Origin of the sequence: Comamonas piscis (genome assembly GCF_014109725.1) — a bacterium.
GTDB classification, from domain to species: Bacteria; Pseudomonadota; Gammaproteobacteria; order Burkholderiales; family Burkholderiaceae_C; genus Comamonas; species Comamonas piscis.
On sequence record NZ_CP058554.1, the window covers coordinates 2,277,788 to 2,294,070 of the forward strand.

Annotated in this window: 16 protein-coding genes; 9 read left to right on the forward strand and 7 right to left on the reverse strand. The window is 62.7% G+C overall.

The genetic code is table 11. The annotated features are described in order from the left end of the window. Nucleotides 1-4 precede the first annotated feature (4 nt). Nucleotides 5-1,060 (reverse strand): ubiquinol oxidase subunit II, encoded by a 1,056-nt coding sequence (gene cyoA / locus HS961_RS10170; RefSeq protein WP_182327610.1) that lies wholly within the window; start codon nucleotides 1,058-1,060, stop codon nucleotides 5-7. Between the two features lie 187 nt (nucleotides 1,061-1,247). Here cyoA and HS961_RS10175 point away from each other — a divergent pair, with 187 nt between their 5' ends. Then, nucleotides 1,248-2,600, forward strand: coding sequence for an MFS transporter (locus tag HS961_RS10175; protein WP_182327612.1), 1,353 nt, complete (start codon nucleotides 1,248-1,250; stop codon nucleotides 2,598-2,600). 136 nt (nucleotides 2,601-2,736) lie between these two features. On the opposite strand, the gene HS961_RS10180 is transcribed toward HS961_RS10175, so the two are convergent. Next, nucleotides 2,737-4,740, reverse strand: coding sequence for a peptidase U32 family protein (locus HS961_RS10180; protein ID WP_182327613.1), 2,004 nt, complete (start codon nucleotides 4,738-4,740; stop codon nucleotides 2,737-2,739). A gap of 151 nt (nucleotides 4,741-4,891) precedes the next feature. On the opposite strand from HS961_RS10180, the gene HS961_RS10185 reads away from it, so the two are divergent. From HS961_RS10185 to HS961_RS10195, 3 genes are read left to right on the forward strand one after another with little or no spacing between them, the layout of a single operon-like run. Then, entirely contained in the window at nucleotides 4,892-5,140 is a 249-nt protein-coding gene (locus HS961_RS10185; RefSeq protein WP_182327615.1) for a hypothetical protein, read from the forward strand. Between the two features lie 50 nt (nucleotides 5,141-5,190). Beyond that, a complete protein-coding gene (gene tadA / locus HS961_RS10190; RefSeq protein WP_272956296.1) occupies nucleotides 5,191-6,678 on the forward strand; it encodes a tRNA adenosine(34) deaminase TadA in 1,488 nt (495 codons plus the stop codon). A 58-nt stretch (nucleotides 6,679-6,736) separates the two neighbouring features. Beyond that, nucleotides 6,737-7,978 carry a PLP-dependent transferase gene (locus tag HS961_RS10195; protein ID WP_182327619.1) on the forward strand — a complete coding sequence of 414 codons (1,242 nt, stop codon included), beginning with the start codon at nucleotides 6,737-6,739 and terminating at the stop codon, nucleotides 7,976-7,978. Between the two features lie 64 nt (nucleotides 7,979-8,042). Here the strand turns inward: HS961_RS10195 and HS961_RS10200 are convergent, their stop codons facing one another. Next, on the reverse strand, nucleotides 8,043-8,657 hold the full coding sequence (locus HS961_RS10200) for an arylesterase (RefSeq protein WP_238347882.1): 615 nt from the start codon (nucleotides 8,655-8,657) through the stop codon (nucleotides 8,043-8,045). 79 nt (nucleotides 8,658-8,736) lie between these two features. On the opposite strand from HS961_RS10200, the gene HS961_RS10205 reads away from it, so the two are divergent. The 5 genes from HS961_RS10205 (at nucleotide 8,737) to HS961_RS10225 (ending at nucleotide 13,309) form a co-directional block, all read left to right on the forward strand. Continuing rightward, nucleotides 8,737-9,450, forward strand: coding sequence for an ABC transporter ATP-binding protein (locus tag HS961_RS10205; RefSeq protein ID WP_182327623.1), 714 nt, complete (start codon nucleotides 8,737-8,739; stop codon nucleotides 9,448-9,450). A gap of 280 nt (nucleotides 9,451-9,730) precedes the next feature. Continuing rightward, a complete protein-coding gene (locus tag HS961_RS10210; RefSeq protein WP_182327625.1) occupies nucleotides 9,731-10,327 on the forward strand; it encodes a phosphatase PAP2 family protein in 597 nt (198 codons plus the stop codon). Between the two features lie 3 nt (nucleotides 10,328-10,330). Continuing rightward, entirely contained in the window at nucleotides 10,331-11,905 is a 1,575-nt protein-coding gene (locus tag HS961_RS10215; protein WP_182327627.1) for an ArnT family glycosyltransferase, read from the forward strand. A 114-nt stretch (nucleotides 11,906-12,019) separates the two neighbouring features. Beyond that, nucleotides 12,020-12,577, forward strand: coding sequence for an NADPH-dependent FMN reductase (locus tag HS961_RS10220; protein WP_182327629.1), 558 nt, complete (start codon nucleotides 12,020-12,022; stop codon nucleotides 12,575-12,577). Between the two features lie 63 nt (nucleotides 12,578-12,640). After that, nucleotides 12,641-13,309 (forward strand): alpha/beta hydrolase, encoded by a 669-nt coding sequence (locus HS961_RS10225; RefSeq protein ID WP_182327631.1) that lies wholly within the window; start codon nucleotides 12,641-12,643, stop codon nucleotides 13,307-13,309. A gap of 12 nt (nucleotides 13,310-13,321) precedes the next feature. On the opposite strand, the gene HS961_RS10230 is transcribed toward HS961_RS10225, so the two are convergent. The 4 genes from HS961_RS10230 to HS961_RS10245 all read right to left on the reverse strand — a co-directional run bounded on the left by HS961_RS10230 (nucleotide 13,322) and on the right by HS961_RS10245 (nucleotide 16,190). Continuing rightward, nucleotides 13,322-14,146, reverse strand: a complete 825-nt coding sequence (locus tag HS961_RS10230) for a zinc-dependent peptidase (RefSeq protein ID WP_182327633.1) — start codon at nucleotides 14,144-14,146, stop codon at nucleotides 13,322-13,324. Nucleotides 14,147-14,149: 3 nt separating this feature from the next. After that, nucleotides 14,150-14,965 carry a UDP-2,3-diacylglucosamine diphosphatase gene (locus HS961_RS10235; protein WP_238347884.1) on the reverse strand — a complete coding sequence of 272 codons (816 nt, stop codon included), beginning with the start codon at nucleotides 14,963-14,965 and terminating at the stop codon, nucleotides 14,150-14,152. A 63-nt stretch (nucleotides 14,966-15,028) separates the two neighbouring features. Further along, nucleotides 15,029-15,535: a peptidylprolyl isomerase gene (locus HS961_RS10240; RefSeq protein ID WP_182327636.1), complete on the reverse strand. Its 507-nt coding sequence runs from the start codon at nucleotides 15,533-15,535 to the stop codon at nucleotides 15,029-15,031. 70 nt (nucleotides 15,536-15,605) lie between these two features. Beyond that, complete coding sequence (locus tag HS961_RS10245) at nucleotides 15,606-16,190, reverse strand: peptidylprolyl isomerase (protein ID WP_182327638.1); 585 nt, start codon at nucleotides 16,188-16,190, stop codon at nucleotides 15,606-15,608. Between the last annotated feature and the right edge of the window lie 93 nt (nucleotides 16,191-16,283).

Consider the following 16,283-nt stretch of genomic DNA (forward strand, 5'->3'; position numbering starts at 1 on the left):
GGGGTTACTGCGCCACGGGGGTGCCAGGCGCTGGCTCGCCCAGGGAGGCGACCACGGCAGGGGCGTTGGCCACCGTGCACACGTCGTCTTCAGGGATCAGCGAAACACTCTTGCCTGCAGCTGCGCGGGCCTTCATGTTGGCCATGGCATCCTTGGCCATGATCTCGTCCATGCACATCTTGCCGGCTTCAACGCAGCGGTTGAGCACGGCGTGGTACAGGGTGCTGTCGACATTGCCGAACAAACGGACCGGATCGCGCTCGCTCGGCTTTTCCAGCTTCACGTATTCAGCACGGTCCAGGGTGGCGCCTTCGGTCTTGGCCTTTTGCACCCAGGCGTCGAAGTCGCCATTGCTCAGGCCGTGGAACTTGAAGGTCATGCCGGCAAAGCCTGCGCCGCTGTAGTGCGAGCTCATGCCCTTGTACACGCCTGGCTTGTTGATCACGGCATTCAGCTGTGTCTGCATCGATGGCATGGCATAGATCATGCCGGCCAGATCAGGCACGTAGAAGGCGTTCATCGTGGTGGTCGAGGTCAGCTTGAAGCGGATCGGACGGTCCACGGGTGCGGCCAGCTCGTTAACGGTGGCAATGCCTTGTTCGGGGTAGATGAACAGCCATTTCCAGTCCATCGCCACCACTTCGACTTCCAGCGGCTTGACGTCAGCGGCCAGAGGGCGGTTGGCGTCAATGCGGTCCAGAGGACGGTAGGGGTCGAGCTTGTGGGTGTAGATCCAGGTCAGCGCGCCCAATGCGATAACGATCAGCAGTGGTACCGACCAGATCACCAGCTCCAGAATGGTGGAGTGGTGCCATTCGGGATCGTAATCGGCTGGCTCATTGGTTTCGCGGTACTTGAACGCGAACAACAAGATCAACACGATCACGGGAACGATGATGATCAGCATCAGCAAGGTGGCGATGATCACCAGATTGCCGGACTGAGCCGCCACGTCCCCCGCAGGGTTGAGAACGACGGTATTACAGCCTGCAAGGCTGGCGGCAACCAGTAACGCCGCAACGAGCCGTGAGGGCCCGTGAAGTTTTTTCAGATCAGGCATGCGAAAGGGCACGGCAAGCGCGCTTAGGTATAAACATGGATTGCAAAATCCCCCCAAATGTAAATGCTAGAGGCAGGCCTGTCGATTGGACATTTTGTCCTACGCCCTCTCAGAAAGTACCCAGCTAGGCTCCTGGTAAAGGTACGGTCTCAGCAGGCCGGTAACAGCTTGAGGAAGGAGCTTTTGTATGAGTAGTCTCGGTTACACAGCATCTCCTGTCGGCGGCACCCCCGGTGCTGATCCCGATCTCCGTACCCATTCTGAGGACGACGTAACACCTGGCGAGATCGCGGTCGGGGTGATTATCGGCCGTTCATCAGAGTATTTTGATTTTTTCGTATTTGGTATAGCGGCCGTCTTGGTCTTTCCCAGCGTTTTCTTTCCTCATTTCTCCGCGCTAAACGGTACTTTGCTGTCATTTGCGGTGTTTTCGATCGCGTTTGTTGCACGACCGGTAGGTACCGCCATTTCCATGGCCATTCAGCGCCGCTGGGGCCGTGCCGCCAAAATGACAGTCGCGCTGTTTTTGCTCGGTGTCGCCACCGTTGGCATTGCCTTTTTACCCGGGTATGAAGTGCTGGGCCGCACGGCCATCTGGCTGCTGGCATTGTTCCGCTTTGCCCAAGGTTTGGCGCTGGGTGGATCCTGGGATGGCTTGCCGTCGCTCTTGGCCATGAACGCCCCCAGCAACCGCCGAGGCTGGTATGCGATGATTGGCCAGTTGGGCGCTCCCCTGGGCTTTGTGCTCGCCGCCGGTCTGTTTGCCTACCTGTACAGCGCGCTGTCACAAGCCGAGTTTCTCGACTTCGGCTGGCGCTATCCGTTCTATGTCGCCTTTGCCGTCAACGTGGTGGCTTTGTTTGCGCGGCTGCAGCTGGTGATGGGCCAAACCTACACCCAGGCCATGCAGGAGCGTGAGCTGGAACCCGTCAGCGTCACCCGCTTGATCGACGAAGAAGGCAGCCACGTGGCGATTGGCGCTTTTGCAGCGCTGGCCAGCTTTGCGCTGTTCCATCTGGTCACCGTATTCCCGCTGTCCTGGATTTCGCTCTACTCGCCGCAACCCATCGTGCATGTGCTGATGGTGCAGATTCTGGGTGCGTTCTGTGCGGCGCTGGCCATTGTGGCCTCGGGCAAGCTGGCGGACCGCTTTGGCCGGCGCAACACCTTGGGGGCCATGGCGGTGTTGATTGCACTGTTTAGCTTGGCAACGCCCAAGCTGCTGTCCAGCGGCGTCACGGGCAACAACATCTTCATCATCGTCGGCTTTGTGCTGCTGGGCCTGTCCTACGGCCAATCCTCCGGCACCGTCACTGCCAACTTCTCGGCGCGCTACCGTTACACCGGCGCGGCCTTGTCTACCGACATGGCCTGGCTGGTGGGTGCTGCGTTTGCACCGTTGGTGGCGCTGGGCCTGTCTGCCAAGTTTGGTTTGATTGCCGTTTGCCTCTACCTGCTGTCGGGTGCCGTCTGCACTTTGGTGGCCCTGGGTATCAACCGTGCACTGGAGACGCGCGAAGGCGCGGAATCAGGCACCTGACCGGTTTTATCAGGGGACTGTCCATTGCGGACAGCCGGGGCGAAGGATTGACCTTAGCGCCTGGGCCTTGATGAAAACAAAGCTGCAGAGCGATGCTTCTGCAGCTTTTTTTATGGGCGCGGGGTAGACGGGGCGATCAGGTGCGCACCACCGCAGGGCGGCTGCGGTAGAACCGCATTGGGAACTCCTGCATCTCCTTGGCATGCTGGTTGATGACCGAGCGCTTCATCTTGCCCACCACATGCATCTCGCAGGGCTTGCAGTCAAAGCGCAGGGTCAGCTTTTCCTTGCCATTGATCAGCTGCAGCGGTTCGGCCTTGATGGTGCCCTTAACGCCGATCACTCCCTTGGCCTGCTTGGGGCAGAGGCTCATCGAGAAGCGCACGCAGTGCTTGGTGATCATCAGCGAGACTTCGCCTTCTTCTTCCTTGCTCTCGTAGGCCGCGTCAATTACCTTGACGCCATGCTTCATATAGAAGTCATGCGCCTTTTGGTTGAACACATTAGAGAGATAGCTCAGTGTGTCTTCCGGGAAAGGCGCAGGCGGCTCTACCGGGAGCGCGCGCGGCAGGCGCACAAAGCCGGCTTCGCGGGCGGCTTCCAGCGCAGCCACGGCATCGCGGCGCAGCTGGTTCAAGGCGGAGGCCGGGATAAACCAGGGCTGGTCCATCTGCAGGCTGATGTCATGCACCGAGAAAATGGTGGCGCCAAAGCGGCCCAGCTGGTCGCGCAAGCTGGCCTCGGCCCGCGCGCTATCCGTGGCGGGCTGGTGCAGCTGCACCAGGTGGGCGCTGCCGACAAAGCCGTCATCGTCGGTCAGGGTCAACGCAAAGCCGTCCACCGTTTGGCCAAGCTGGGCCCAGAGGCCAATGCGGCGCTCGCTGGACTTTTTGTCCAGGCTGCGTACCCAGTCCATGTCGCGGTTGCGGTTCACTTCCAGGCCCTTGCGCAGGTCCTTGAAGCCGGCGATCGGGTCCTTGGGGAACACGCGCCACAGCGATTGCTTCGCATCCACCGATTCGGCACGGTTGATCTGCATGCCGACCAGCTCTTTTTGCAGGTCGTAGTAGCACAGTCCATCGCCGTTGTGCAGCACGGTGTCGCGGCTGGAGGTTTCCAGCTCGACAAAGTTCTCGCCCACCTTGGTCACCCAGCCAATCGCGCGGCCGGGGGTCTTGGGGGTGTCAAAGGCGCCGATATCGTCCTTGCGGCCATTGACGAAGTAGTCGGTGAACTCGCGGTTGAAGTTCTGGTCCGGATCGGGTGTGAAGCTGAAGCTGGTGCGGCCCGACGACGAGCGCGCCAGCGGCGCATCCGAGAACTCGCGCTCTTCGATGATCTCGTCGAGCAGCTTGCGGTAGTGGGCTGTGATGTTCTTCACATAGCCCATGTCCTTGTAGCGCCCCTCAATCTTGAAGCTGCGCACCCCCGCATCGATCAGCGCGCGCAGGTTATCGCTCTGGTTGTTGTCCTTCATCGACAGCACATGCTTTTCATGCGCAATGATGCGGCCCTGGGCGTCCAGCACCTCGTAGGGCAGGCGGCAGGCCTGGTTGCAATCGCCCCGGTTGGCGCTGCGGCCGGTGTGGGCATGGGTGATGTAGCACTGGCCCGAGTAGGCGACGCACAAGGCGCCATGCACAAAGAACTCAATCGTCGTGCGGGCCGGGTCGGTCGCAGCACGCACAGCGGCAATTTGTTTCAGATCCAGCTCACGCGCCACCACGATCTGCGACAGCCCCGCATCCTGCAGAAAGCGGGCTTTCTCGGGCGTGCGGATATCGCTTTGGGTGGAGGCATGCAGCTGGATCGGCGGCAGGTCCAGCTCCAGCAGGCCCATGTCCTGGATGATCAGCGCATCGGCGCCGGCCTCATACACCTGCCAGGCCATCTGGCGCGCGCCTTCGAGCTCGTCATCGCGCAAGATGGTATTGAGCGTGATGAAGATGCGGCTGCCAAAGCGGTGCGCATGGCTGATGAGGCGCTCCAGATCGCGGATGTCATTGCCCGCCGTGGCGCGTGCGCCAAAGGCAGGCCCGCCGATATAGACGGCATCGGCGCCATGGTTGATGGCTTCAATCCCAATATCGGCATCGCGGGCCGGGGAGAGCAGTTCGAGCTGGTGGGGCAGGAGGGACATAGGGGGCGGATTATCTCAGCAGACGGCCGATATCCGGGGCTGGCAGTCAACATTGCCGAGCGCTTTCACGGGCCGCTGATTCCAGCCTCAGAAGCCAGTACACGCTGCTGGGCTGATAATTGGCGCTTTGCAAGCTGCGGGGGAGGGCGCCATGCGTGCGATTTTTGGTTTGCTGGGGTTGTTGGTGGTCATGGCCATTGTTGCCGTTTTGATGAAGCAGAACCTGCATGCCACGGCTGCGGACCCAGGCGCAGCAAACAGCAATGCGGTGACGGCTCCCGCCATCGATACCAGTGGCAATGTGCATGAACAAAGCCAGCAGATTCAGCAACGGGTGCGTGATGGCTTGAACGACGCGCTCCAGCAGGGTGAGCAGCGGCTCAAGGATGCGGATCAATGACAGCGCATGACTGCCGGGTCTGCACCGCAGCCTTTGGGGTGAGGGTCTGAATGTCTCTGTTACCTCATACTTTGCCCCCTCTACCCGACGACGCACACTGGATGCGCGCCGCGTTGGAGCAGGCGCGCGCTGCGGCTGAGGCGGGCGAAGTGCCCGTGGGCGCCGTGGTGGTGCGTGCGGGCGAGATTGTGGGGCGGGGCTTTAACCACCCGATTGGCGCGCATGACCCCAGCGCCCATGCCGAGATCGAGGCGCTGCGCGATGCGGCCAAGCGGCTGGGCAATTACCGGCTCGATGGCTGCACCTTGTATGTCACCTTGGAGCCCTGCGCGATGTGTGCGGGCGCCATCTTGCATGCGCGGCTGGATCGCGTGGTCTGGGGTGCTGCCGAGCCGCGCACCGGTGCCGGCGGATCGGTGCTAGACCTTTTTGCCCAGGCCGCGCTGAACCACCACACCGCCGTGACCACCGGGGTGCTGGCGGACGACGCCGCCTCCTTGCTCACTGAATTTTTTGGCACCCGCCGTGTGCAGCAAAGGCTGCAGGCGCTGGCCGGCCACCCGCTGCGTGATGATGCTTTGCGCACGCCGGATGGGTTGTTTGCCCCGGCGCTCGATTGCGGCTGCGCCAGTTGCTTTTACAGCGATTGGCCGTCCTTGGGCGGCCTGCGTCTGCATGTCAAAGACAGCGCGGGCCAGAACGCTTCGCCATCTGCCGCCGCCCGTCAATGGCTGCTGCTGCCAGGCATGCCGGCGCAGCAAGGTCTGTTCCGCGAACTGGCAGCCGGTTTGGCTGCGCAGGGCGATCGTGTGGTTGCCCCCGATTGGCTGGGCCTGGGGCGCAGCGACAAGCCCAAAAAGGACCAGCGCCTGAGTGATGCGCAGCAGTTGGCGATGCTACAAGACCTCCTCCAGCATTTGCAGCTGGATGGCGAACGGGGGCTGGTAGTCGTCGCACATGGCGATGCCGCGCGCCTGGCCCAGGCCCTGGTGGCGAAGCAGGCAGCGCTGGGCCGACCGGTGCAAGGGTTGTGGCTGATCAATCCGCCTAACGCCGCAGCGCCAAGCGCAGACTACCGGCTTTGGTTGGAGCAGTTGCAGCGCAAGCTGGCATTGGATATAGCGGCTGCGCTGCAAACCAGTGCGACCGGTGCCGTGATGGATGCAGACCGCCAGCAATGGGCGGCACAGTTCCCCGACAAAGGCTATCGCGCAGGGCTGCGCGCCTGGGCGCGTGATGCGTTGGCGGCGCTGGATGCGGCTGCTTTAACATCGGCTCCCCTCAAGCAAACCATGCCGATTCTTATAAGCATCGGTGAGCAGGCACGCTGGTGGCCTGCGCCTTCGCAGGGCCTGGATGCCTGGCTGGCCGATGTGGCGGTAGCGACTGGCACGGCAGGCCCACTGGCTTCGCAGCGCTGCGCAGGCGGCGACTGGCTGCCCCTGCAAAACAGCGCGGCATTGCTGCAGGCCAGCCGATTCTTTGATGCGGGTGCACAGCCCGCAGCGCTGGGCTTGGTGTCGGCGACTTTGCGGTGAGCCTGTCTGCTGCACAATAGTCCGCAGCTTTTTTCATTTTCTGACCGACTTTTTTGTTATGAGCTCCACCCCAAAAAACCAGGCCCCGATCACCGGCATCATCCACCACCCCTACACGCCCGATGCGCCTTTTGCGGCACCCCAGCCAGGGGTGTTCAAGGCGTCGAGCGTGTTCTTCCCCAATGTGGCGGCGATGCGCAGCTGGGACTGGAAGGACAAGAGCGCCTTCACCTACGGCCTGCACGGCACGCCGACCACCTACATCCTGGAAGAGCGCATTGCCACCCTGGAAGGCGGCAGCCACTGTGTGCTGGTGCCCAGCGGCCTGGCATCGATCTCGGTGATTGGCCTGGCGCTGCTCAAGAGCGGTGACCATGTGCTGCTGCCCGATAACGTCTACGGCCCCAGCAAGGGCTTTGCCGAGAGTGAGCTGCAGCGCTTTGGCGTCAGCATCGGCTACTACGACCCGATGCGCGTGGACCATTGCGCCAGCCTGATCCAGGACAACACGCGTTTGGTCTGGCTGGAGGCTGCCGGCTCGGTCAGCATGGAGTTCCCCGATCTGGCCGGCCTCGTGCGCCTGTGCCAACAAAAGGGCATTGCAACCGCGCTGGACAACACCTGGGGTGCCGGCCTGGCCTTCAACTGCTTTGACCTCGATGGCGATGGCAGCTACCGCCTGGGCGTGGATGTGTCGGCGCATTCGCTCACCAAGTACCCCAGCGGCGGCGGCGATGTGCTCATGGGGTCCATCGTGACGCGCGATGCCGCCGTGCACCGCAAGGTGCAGGCCACGCATATGCACCTGGGCCTGGGTGTGGGGGTGAACGACATCGAGACGGTGCTGCGCAGCCTGCCCAGTCTGGCGCTGCGCTACCACGCGCAAGATGCGGCTGCCCGGCAGTTGGCAGCCTTTATGGCAGACCACCCGGCCGTTGTGCAGTTGCTGCATCCGGCCTTTGCCGGATCGCCCGGCCACGCGCATTGGCAGCAGCTGTGTGGTGAAGGCAATGTGGCAGGCAAGCAGGGCGCTGCGGCGGGGCTGTTCAGCGTGGTGATTGATCCGCGCTTTAGCCAGCAGCAGATCGACCTGTTCTGCGAAAGCCTGCGCTTGTTCAAGCTGGCTTACAGCTGGGGCGGCCCAATCAGCCTGGTGGTGCCTTACAAGATTGGCAGCATGCGGGCGATCAGTGAGTCGCAGCTGCATCCGGGCACTGTGGTGCGCTTCTCGATCGGGCTGGAAGATGCGCATGACCTGCAGCAGGATTTGGCGCAAGCGCTGCAAAAAGCCTTTGGCTAAGGCCTCTGCCTCAGCGGTAGAGCCAAGCCCTTGAATGCCGCCAGCATTGCGCTGGCGGCATTTTTTATTTCATCAGTTTTTGCAGCTCGGGCCAGACATTGGCCAGCAGCTGCGGGTGGGCGCTGGCCAGCGGGTGGATACGGTCGGCCTGGAAGTTTTTCTGCGAATCGGGTACATCGGCCACGCCGTGCAGCAGGAAGGGCACGACAGCGGTTTTTTTCTCGCGCGCCAGGCTGGTAAAGACCTGGGCAAAGTCCGTGGTGTACTTGGTGCCGTAGTTGGGGGGCACCTGCATGCCCAGCAGCAGCACCTGGGCACCAGCCTTTTGGGCGCTGTCCACCATAGCAGCCAGGTTGGCCTGGGTGCTGGCCAGCGGCAGGCCGCGCAGCGCATCGTTCGCGCCCAGCTCCAGCACAACAATGCCCGGCTTGTGCTGCGTCAGCAGCTGGCCGAAACGGGCGCGGCCGCCGGCAGTGGTATCGCCGCTGATGCTGGCGTTACGCACCTGATAGGCGTTGGCTTTTTTGCTTTGTTCCAGCTTGTCCTGCAGCAGGGCTACCCAGCCGGATCCGCGTGCAATGCCGTACTCGGCGCTGATCGAATCTCCCACCACCAAAATCGTGGCAGGCGTTTGTGGTGCAGCTGCCTGTGCTGTAAAACCTATAGCGATGGAGGTCATCATTGACAAGGCTACGATGCTGCGAAGGCACCGGCGCCGTGTGGCGGGTGTTCGTTCATTGGAGAAGAGATTGGTTGTCATGACAGATGCTGTGCTTTCTCAATCGCAGGCGCCCGAGGCGGTGTTGGTGGCCCAGGGCCTGGGTAAATCGGTCTCGGATTCGACCGGCAGTTTGACGATTCTGCGTGATGTGGACTTTAGCATCGCCAAAGGGGAAACCGTCGCCATAGTCGGTGCTTCGGGCTCGGGCAAAAGCACCTTGCTGTCGATCCTCGCCGGCCTCGATACCCCCAGCGTGGGGACAGTGCGGGTGACGGGCCAAGACATCTTTGCGCTGAGCGAGGATGACCGTGCCGCGCTGCGTGCGCGCACGATGGGCTTTGTGTTTCAGAACTTTCAATTGATGGGCAATTTGACGGCGCTGGAAAACGTGATGCTGCCCCTTGAGCTGGCTGGCCAGCGCGATGCCCGCAAGCAGGCTACTGCCATGCTCGAACGCGTGGGCCTGGGCCAGCGCCTGTCGCACTACCCCAAGCTGTTGTCGGGTGGCGAACAGCAGCGCGTGGCCCTGGCTCGCGCCTTTGTGGTGCAGCCCGCCGTGCTGCTGGCCGATGAGCCCACCGGCAGCCTGGACTTTGCCACTGGCGAGGCGGTGATGCAGCTGGTGATGGACCTGAACCGCGAAGCGGGCACCACCCTCATCATGGTCACGCACGACCGGGCGATTGCTGCCCAGTGCCAGCGCGTCATCACCATTGCCGCTGGCGCCGTGGTGCAGGACAGCCGCGTTTAGAGCCACTAATACAACCCTTGATACGTCGTTGCCTGGCCGGCCGCACCCTGCCTTGTCGTACTCCTGTACTGCCTGCGGCAGGGCGCCTAGTCGGGGACGCCTAGTCTCAACCGCAAACCTGCGGTTTGCTGGGTCGTCTTAGTGGCTCTTATGTGTCCACCGCTTTTTTTTCATGCATTAAGACATCGGTAAGCTCCGCCCGCCACAGTGCCAACGTACAGATTGCGCTGTTGCTGGGTGAACACCCATCCAGAGCGGCCTTCTGCTTTTGGGGCTTGCGATGGAAGAACTGAATCTGCAATGGTTTGCATGGATGGCCGGGGGCTTTGCGCCGACGGCCTGGGTGTTGGAGCTGGCCCGCTGGCTGGGCATGGATGGCGTTGCGCTGGCAGGTGCCGCCTTGCTCTGGCTGTGGTGGAGGCGGCCGGCTGACCGCCTGTACCTGCTGGGCAGCATGCTGTGCTGCGCCGCTGCCGTGTTGCTGGCGCACCGGCTCGCTATCTGGCTGGGGCATCCGCGCCCCTTTGTGATGGGGCTGAGCCCTGCCTATATTGAGCATGCCGCGCGGGGCTCGCTCCCGAGCGCGCATGCCAGTTCACTCTTTACCCTGGGCTTTTGCCTGCTCTGGCTGCGGCAGCTGCGCCTGGGCGGCGCAGCCATTGTGGCCGTGGCGCTGGCGGTGAGCTGGGGCCGTGTGTACAGCGGTGTGCATTTTCCGCTCGATATTGCTGCCGGCGCTGCGCTGGGCGGGGTGATTGCGCTGTTGTACGGTTGGCTGTGGCGGCATGCCGGGCCGGTGGTGCAAGAGCCTGTGGATCAGGCTCTGCAAGACGCCGCCGCGCCACGCCCATCGTCACTGCCCGCATCGGTGGAGTAAGGCATGAACACGCTCGCTACTGCGCGCGCAGTGCCCGCCCGCTTTGCCTGGGCGATCGAGGCACGCATGGGGGTGTTGGTGGCAGTGTGGCTGCTGGCGCTGTCCTGGCTGCGGCCGCTCAGCGATCCTGATGAGGGGCGCTATGCGGTGGCTGCCTTGCAGATGCTGCGCAGTGGTGATTGGGTAACGCCTGCGCTCAACGGCCTGCCGTTTTTCCACAAGCCGCCGCTGTACTACTGGCTGGCTGCCACGGGCTACCAGATAGCCGGCGTGCACGAATGGGTAGCGCGCCTGCCGTCGCTGCTGGGCGCATGGCTGGCTGCTATGTCCTTGTTGGTCTTGCTCAAGCGCTATGCCAGCCAATCGGTGGCTGTCGCCGCTGCCGTGGTGCTGGTGACCATGCCCTACACCTATATGGCAGCGCAGTACGCGAATATGGACATGCTGTTGGCCGGCTGCTTGACGGCCTGCATCTGCAGTGCGGCGATGGCGACCTTGGAAGCGGCCAAAGGCGCCAGTCGCAGTAATTGGATCGCTTGGTTGGCGAGTGCCAGCGCCTGGGCCGGACTGGGCTTTTTAGCCAAGGGCCTGATCGCGCTGGTGCTGCCCGGCATGGTCTGGGCTATCTGGCTGGTGTGGGAGCGGCGTTGGCGCCAATGGTGGCTGCCGCTGCATGCAGCAGCCTGGTTGCCCGTGCTGCTGATAGCGGGGCCCTGGGTGTGGATGGCGCAGCAGCGCCATAGCGGCTTCTTCCATTATTTTTTTGTGACCCAGCACTTTCAGCGCTACACCGGCAGCAGCTTTAACAACCCGCAGCCCTGGTGGTTTTATGGCGCCGTGATTGCGCTGGCGGCCTTGCCCTGGACGGCCTGGGGCCTTGTTGCTGGCTGGCGCAGCTGGAGGCGCCAACCACGCGCAGCACGGCCAGCAGCGCCGTCTTTGGTGCGGAGCCTGGACCGGCTGATGCTGGTCTGGTTTGCCGTCATCGTGCTGTTCTTCTCGGTGCCGCACAGCAAAATTGTTGGCTATGTGCTGCCTGCGCTGCCGCCGCTGGCCTATGCGGTGGTGCGCCTGGTGCAAGCCGCTGGCTGGCAGCGCTGGGGTCGGCGCATGGTAGCCTTGGCCGCGCTGTTGTGTGTGGTGTTGGCGGTGGTGCTGGGCACGGTGGCAGTGCCTGCCAAGGCCCAATGGCGGGCATTGCGCAGCCTGCCAGTCCAATCGGCCGACCGGCTGGTGATGCTGGAGCATCTGTACTACGAAGTGCCGTTTTACCTGCCCGCGATGGCTGCGCCCTTGGTGGTGGATGACTGGAACACCGAAGGCCAGCAGGCCGACAACTGGAAGAAGGAGTTGACGGATGCCGCTGCATTTGCCCCGGGGTTGGGTAGCACGCTGCTGCTGGATACCCAGGGCCTGCAAGCCTATGCCTGCGCGCATCCTCAGCAGCGCCTGTGGGTTGTGGGCAGTGCCGAAGCTGCGCAGCGGCGATGGCCGGGGCTGGTTGCCGCAGCGCCTGCCTTGCACTTGGGTAGCGCGCAGGTATGGACGCTGGATGCGGCCCAAGCCTGCCGGGGATGAGGGCGGCGGTAAGGGCGGCAGCGCTGCGCGCCTTGGCCTACATGGCAGGTCGTAAAGCCGGGGTATAACCAGAAAGTTTCATCCCCTCTGCAAGTCTGGAAAGTGAGAATGACCGTGGCAAAACCCAAAATCGGCGTGATCGTTGGCAGCAACAGCAAGACCTCCATCAACAAACAACTGGCCCATGGCCTGGTGAACCTGGTGCAAGACCAGGCGGACTTCGAGTTCCTCGATCTGAGCGGCTTGCCCATCTACAACCGCGATGATGATGCCGATGCCTACCCGGCAGCCTTTACCGCCTTCAAAGACAAGGTGCGCGGCAAAGACGGCATTTTGCTGGTGACGCCCGAGCACAACCGCTCGGTACCGGCTTACCTGAAAAACGCGCTCGACGGCGCCAGCCGCCCTTATGGCAGTGGCGCCTGGAACGGCATCCCTGCTGGCATCATCGGCACCTCAACAGGCGGCCCGGCGACCTCGATGGCCCAGCAGCATCTGCGCAATATCATCGTGTTTCTGGATATGCCCGCGATGGCGCAGCCTGAAGGTTTTATCCGCTGGACCGATCGCCTGGTGAGCGCTGACGGCAAGGTGGCGGAGGCCAGCGAAAAGTTTTTGCGTGGCTATATGGACCACTTCCTCGCCTGGGTGGCCAAGCACCCCAAACAATAAACCTGCCCAGCGCAATCAACATGGCTGCGGTACGATGCAGCCATTTTTTCGACCAAGGCTGCCATGTTGAATCTCCCCCTTCACCACCTGTACCGCGCCGCCGCGCCTGATACCTCTGCTCCCTGGCTGCTGGTGCTGATGCATGGCGTGGGCAGCAATGAGCAAGATCTGTTTGGCCTGGCCGGCATGGTGCCGCCAGCCTTCCATGTGCTGAGCTTGCGTGCGCCCTACACCTTGGGCCCCAGCAGCTATGCCTGGTTCCAGTTTGGCGTGAACCCCGATGGCAGCCGCACCATCGACACCGCGCAGGAAAAAGCCAGCCGCGCGCTCGTCGCCCAGACCTGTGCCGAGGCGGCCCAGGCCTTGAACATACCGGCCGAGCGGGTGGTAGTGGGTGGCTTTAGCCAGGGCGGCATCATGTCGCTGTCCGCGCTGCTAACCCAGCCGCAAATGCTGCAGGCGATCATGGTGTGGCACAGCCGTCTGTTGCCGGAGATTGCGGCGGAGCAGGTCGCTCCCGAGCAATTGGCAGGGCGCAAAGCCTGGATCAGCCATGGCACTGCCGACAATGTGATTCCGCTGGCGCAGGCCCATGCGATCCGCACGGCGCTGCAAGCGATGCCTGTTGAGCTGGCCTACCACGAGTACCCCTGCCGCCATGAGCTGCACCCGCAAGAGCTGCAGGACAGCATGGCTTGGCTGCAGGCGCTGACACAGGCGCAGCGCGTCTAAATTCTTGAGTGCTTAGCCCGCGTCAGGGCGGAACAGCCCGGCCAGCATGCGGTCGAGCTGCGGCCATTCCTGCGCGAAGTGGCTGCGGTTGACAAAGAAGGCCTCGCAGGCCACTGCAAAAAACTCGGCCGGGGCCGTTGCGCCATAGCTGTCGAGCCAGGGGGCCGGCTCGCCAAAGCGCTGCGCTTTGGCAATCGCGTGGCCAAAGGCCTGGAAGGACGATGCCCAGGTGCGCTCCCAGGTCTGGCGTGCCTCTGCCGCGCTGGCCAGGCCCAGAAAATGGCCGGGCAGCGAGGGGTAGCCATCGGCACCGCCATTGCGCATATCGATCTTGTGGCAAAACTCGTGGATGACGACGCTGGTGCCGCGCTCGTTTTGCTGCAAAGGGTCTTGGGCAATCGCAGCCCAGCTGAGGGTGACGGGGCCATGCTGCATGGCCTCGCCCTCTAGCATCATGCGCCGGTGCGAGATAAGGCCGGCCTCATCATGCATATCTCTGGCGGCCACCATGGTGCCGGGATGCACGACGATTCCGACAAAATCATCGTAGAGGGCGATGGCTTGCTCTGCCTCGCCACGGTGGAGCAGGGGCACACAGGCCTGCGCGGCAATGGTCAGCGCCATCGCGTCGCTCACCACCAGACCATGGGCGCCCGAGAATTGTTTTTGGCGCAGAAACAGCGCGCTGAGCGCCCGCAACTTGGCTTTTTCTTCAAGCGACAGCGCTTGGAAAAAGGGGTATTTTTGCAGCACCTGTAGCCACAGGGTCGCGGGGATCTCAGGCACGGGCCGCGCCAGTGCGCGCAGGCGTGACCAGGTGCGGTGCAGCCAGGCCATTGGTTAGCAGGCGCCGGGCTGTGGTGGCCGCGCTAGATAGTCGTTCAGCGCAATGCGCTGCAGGCCCGCAGCATCCATGCGCAGCACTTCGGCGCGGGCGGGTTCCAGGTCGGTGTCCCAATCGGTCAGCACCACGCGCTGGTGCTCGGCATCCAAGGGGTGGCTGGCAGGGCGGTGGGTGTGGCCGTGGATCAGGGTCGGGGCATGGGCGGAATGCAACCAGGCCAGGGCCGCTTGGGTGTCCACATCAGCGGTGATCACTTCGCGCATGCGGCGCGCCTCACTCTGGTTGCGCATGGCGCCCGCCAGCTGGCGGCGCTGGGCCAGCGGTTGGGCCAGAATCTGCTGCTGCCAGGCGGGGCTGCGTGCCATGGCTCTAAAGCGCTGGTATTCGGTATCTTCCACGCAAAGTGCATCGCCATGGCTGAGCAGCCAGCGCTGGCCCAGAAACGCAATGCAGCTGGGATCGGGCAGCAATTGCATGCCGGTGCGCTCGGCAAACTGCGCGCCTACCAAAAAGTCGCGGTTGCCATGCATGAAGAAGAGGGCGCGCTGGCTGCTGGCCTGTTGCAGGGTCTGGGCGCATTCGGCCTCAAAGCTGCCGACTTCGTCCAGGGCATCGTCGCCCACCCAGGCTTCAAACAGGTCGCCCAGCATAAAGATCGCATCGGCCGTACTGGCTTGCAAGTAATGCTGCCAGCTCTGCCAGGTCAGTGGCAGCTGGGGTTGCAGATGCAGATCGGAGATGAATTCGATGCTGCGCCAGGCGGGGGGCGCAGCGAAGGCATGGACTGCCGTGGTGGCCAACTGGGCACGCAATGCCTCATGAGGGTTTGCGGCGCTAGAGTCGGTCGGGCTGTCCATGCAAATGGTCGCGGCCTATTACAGGGCCACAGCCTTTTCGATCAGCAGCTCGTCCTTAGGCACATCTTGGTGCATGCCCTTGGAGCCGGTCTTGACAGCCTTGAGCTTGTCGACCACGTCGTTGCCGCCGACCACCTTGCCGAACACGGCATAGCCCCAGCCGCTAGGCGTAGGCGAGGTGTGGTTCAGGAAGTCGTTCTTGGCCACGTTGATGAAGAACTGGGCGGTAGCCGAGTGAGGATCGCTGGTGCGGGCCATCGCCACGGTGTACTCGTCGTTCTTCAAGCCGTTTTGGGCTTCGTTCTGGATGGGGGCTTGGGTGGACTTTTGGTCCATGCCCGATGCAAAGCCGCCACCTTGAACCATGAAGCTGTTGATCACGCGGTGGAAGATCGTGCCGTCATAGTGGCCGCTCTTGACGTAGCTCAGGAAGTTCTCGGTGGACTTGGGGGCTTTTTCTGCATCCAGCTCCAGCGTGATCACGCCGTGGTCTTTGATGTGCAGTTCAACTTGTGGATTGGTCATGGTGTTTTTCCTGTTGAGAAAGGTGGGAAGGGTGCAGCGGGCTTGGGGTTAAAGCCCGCTGCAAGGCCATTTACTTGACGACGGTGGCCGACTTGATGATGACCGGGGTCTTGGGCACGTTCTGGTGCGGGCCGGCATTGCCGGTTTGCACCGCCTTGATCTTGTCGACCACATCATTGCCGCTGACGACCTTGCCAAACACCGCGTAGCCATGGCCATCGGGGTTGGGGGCGTTCAGCGATTCGTTGTTCTGCACATTGATGAAGAACTGTGCGGTGGCCGAGTCGGGCACGGCGGTGCGGGCCATCGCCACGGTGTAGGTGTTGTTCTTGAGGCCGTTGTTGGCCTCCAGCGCGATTGGCGAGCGCGCAGGCTTTTGCTGCATGTCGGGGGTGAAGCCACCGCCCTGGATCATGAAGTTGCCGATTACCCGGTGGAAGATGGTGCCGTCATAGAACTTGTCGTTCACGTACTGCAGGAAGTTGGCCACCGTCTTGGGGGCCTTTTCCGGATTCAGCTCCACCACGATGTCGCCCATCGAGGTGGCCAGCTTCACGCGGGGATGGTCAGCGGCTTGCGCAGCGCTGGTCAGCAACATGCCGCCGGCCAGTGCCAGGCCGCCCAGAATGGAAAGGGTGTGTCGTTTGGAAGGCATCGGTTTCCTCTGTCGTCGAATACGGTAGATGGCCAGCGCAGGGCGCTGCGGGGTCCGCAAGGCATGCTGCGCTGCGCGCAAATCATGGGCCAT

What these genes read in the sequence shown, in the direction of transcription:
- cyoA (WP_182327610.1), bottom strand. Translation starts at nt 1,060, where the DNA reads ATGCCTGATCTGAAAAAACTTCACGGGCCCTCACGGCTCGTTGCGGCG.
- HS961_RS10240 (WP_182327636.1), bottom strand. Translation starts at nt 15,535, where the DNA reads ATGACCAATCCACAAGTTGAACTGCACATCAAAGACCACGGCGTGATC.
- HS961_RS10225 (WP_182327631.1), top strand. Translation starts at nt 12,641, where the DNA reads ATGTTGAATCTCCCCCTTCACCACCTGTACCGCGCCGCCGCGCCTGAT.
- HS961_RS10245 (WP_182327638.1), bottom strand. Translation starts at nt 16,190, where the DNA reads ATGCCTTCCAAACGACACACCCTTTCCATTCTGGGCGGCCTGGCACTG.
- HS961_RS10195 (WP_182327619.1), top strand. Translation starts at nt 6,737, where the DNA reads ATGAGCTCCACCCCAAAAAACCAGGCCCCGATCACCGGCATCATCCAC.
- HS961_RS10210 (WP_182327625.1), top strand. Translation starts at nt 9,731, where the DNA reads ATGGAAGAACTGAATCTGCAATGGTTTGCATGGATGGCCGGGGGCTTT.
- HS961_RS10230 (WP_182327633.1), bottom strand. Translation starts at nt 14,146, where the DNA reads ATGGCCTGGCTGCACCGCACCTGGTCACGCCTGCGCGCACTGGCGCGG.
- HS961_RS10185 (WP_182327615.1), top strand. Translation starts at nt 4,892, where the DNA reads ATGCGTGCGATTTTTGGTTTGCTGGGGTTGTTGGTGGTCATGGCCATT.
- HS961_RS10200 (WP_238347882.1), bottom strand. Translation starts at nt 8,657, where the DNA reads ATGACCTCCATCGCTATAGGTTTTACAGCACAGGCAGCTGCACCACAA.
- tadA (WP_272956296.1), top strand. Translation starts at nt 5,191, where the DNA reads ATGTCTCTGTTACCTCATACTTTGCCCCCTCTACCCGACGACGCACAC.
- HS961_RS10215 (WP_182327627.1), top strand. Translation starts at nt 10,331, where the DNA reads ATGAACACGCTCGCTACTGCGCGCGCAGTGCCCGCCCGCTTTGCCTGG.
- HS961_RS10180 (WP_182327613.1), bottom strand. Translation starts at nt 4,740, where the DNA reads ATGTCCCTCCTGCCCCACCAGCTCGAACTGCTCTCCCCGGCCCGCGAT.
- HS961_RS10175 (WP_182327612.1), top strand. Translation starts at nt 1,248, where the DNA reads ATGAGTAGTCTCGGTTACACAGCATCTCCTGTCGGCGGCACCCCCGGT.
- HS961_RS10205 (WP_182327623.1), top strand. Translation starts at nt 8,737, where the DNA reads ATGACAGATGCTGTGCTTTCTCAATCGCAGGCGCCCGAGGCGGTGTTG.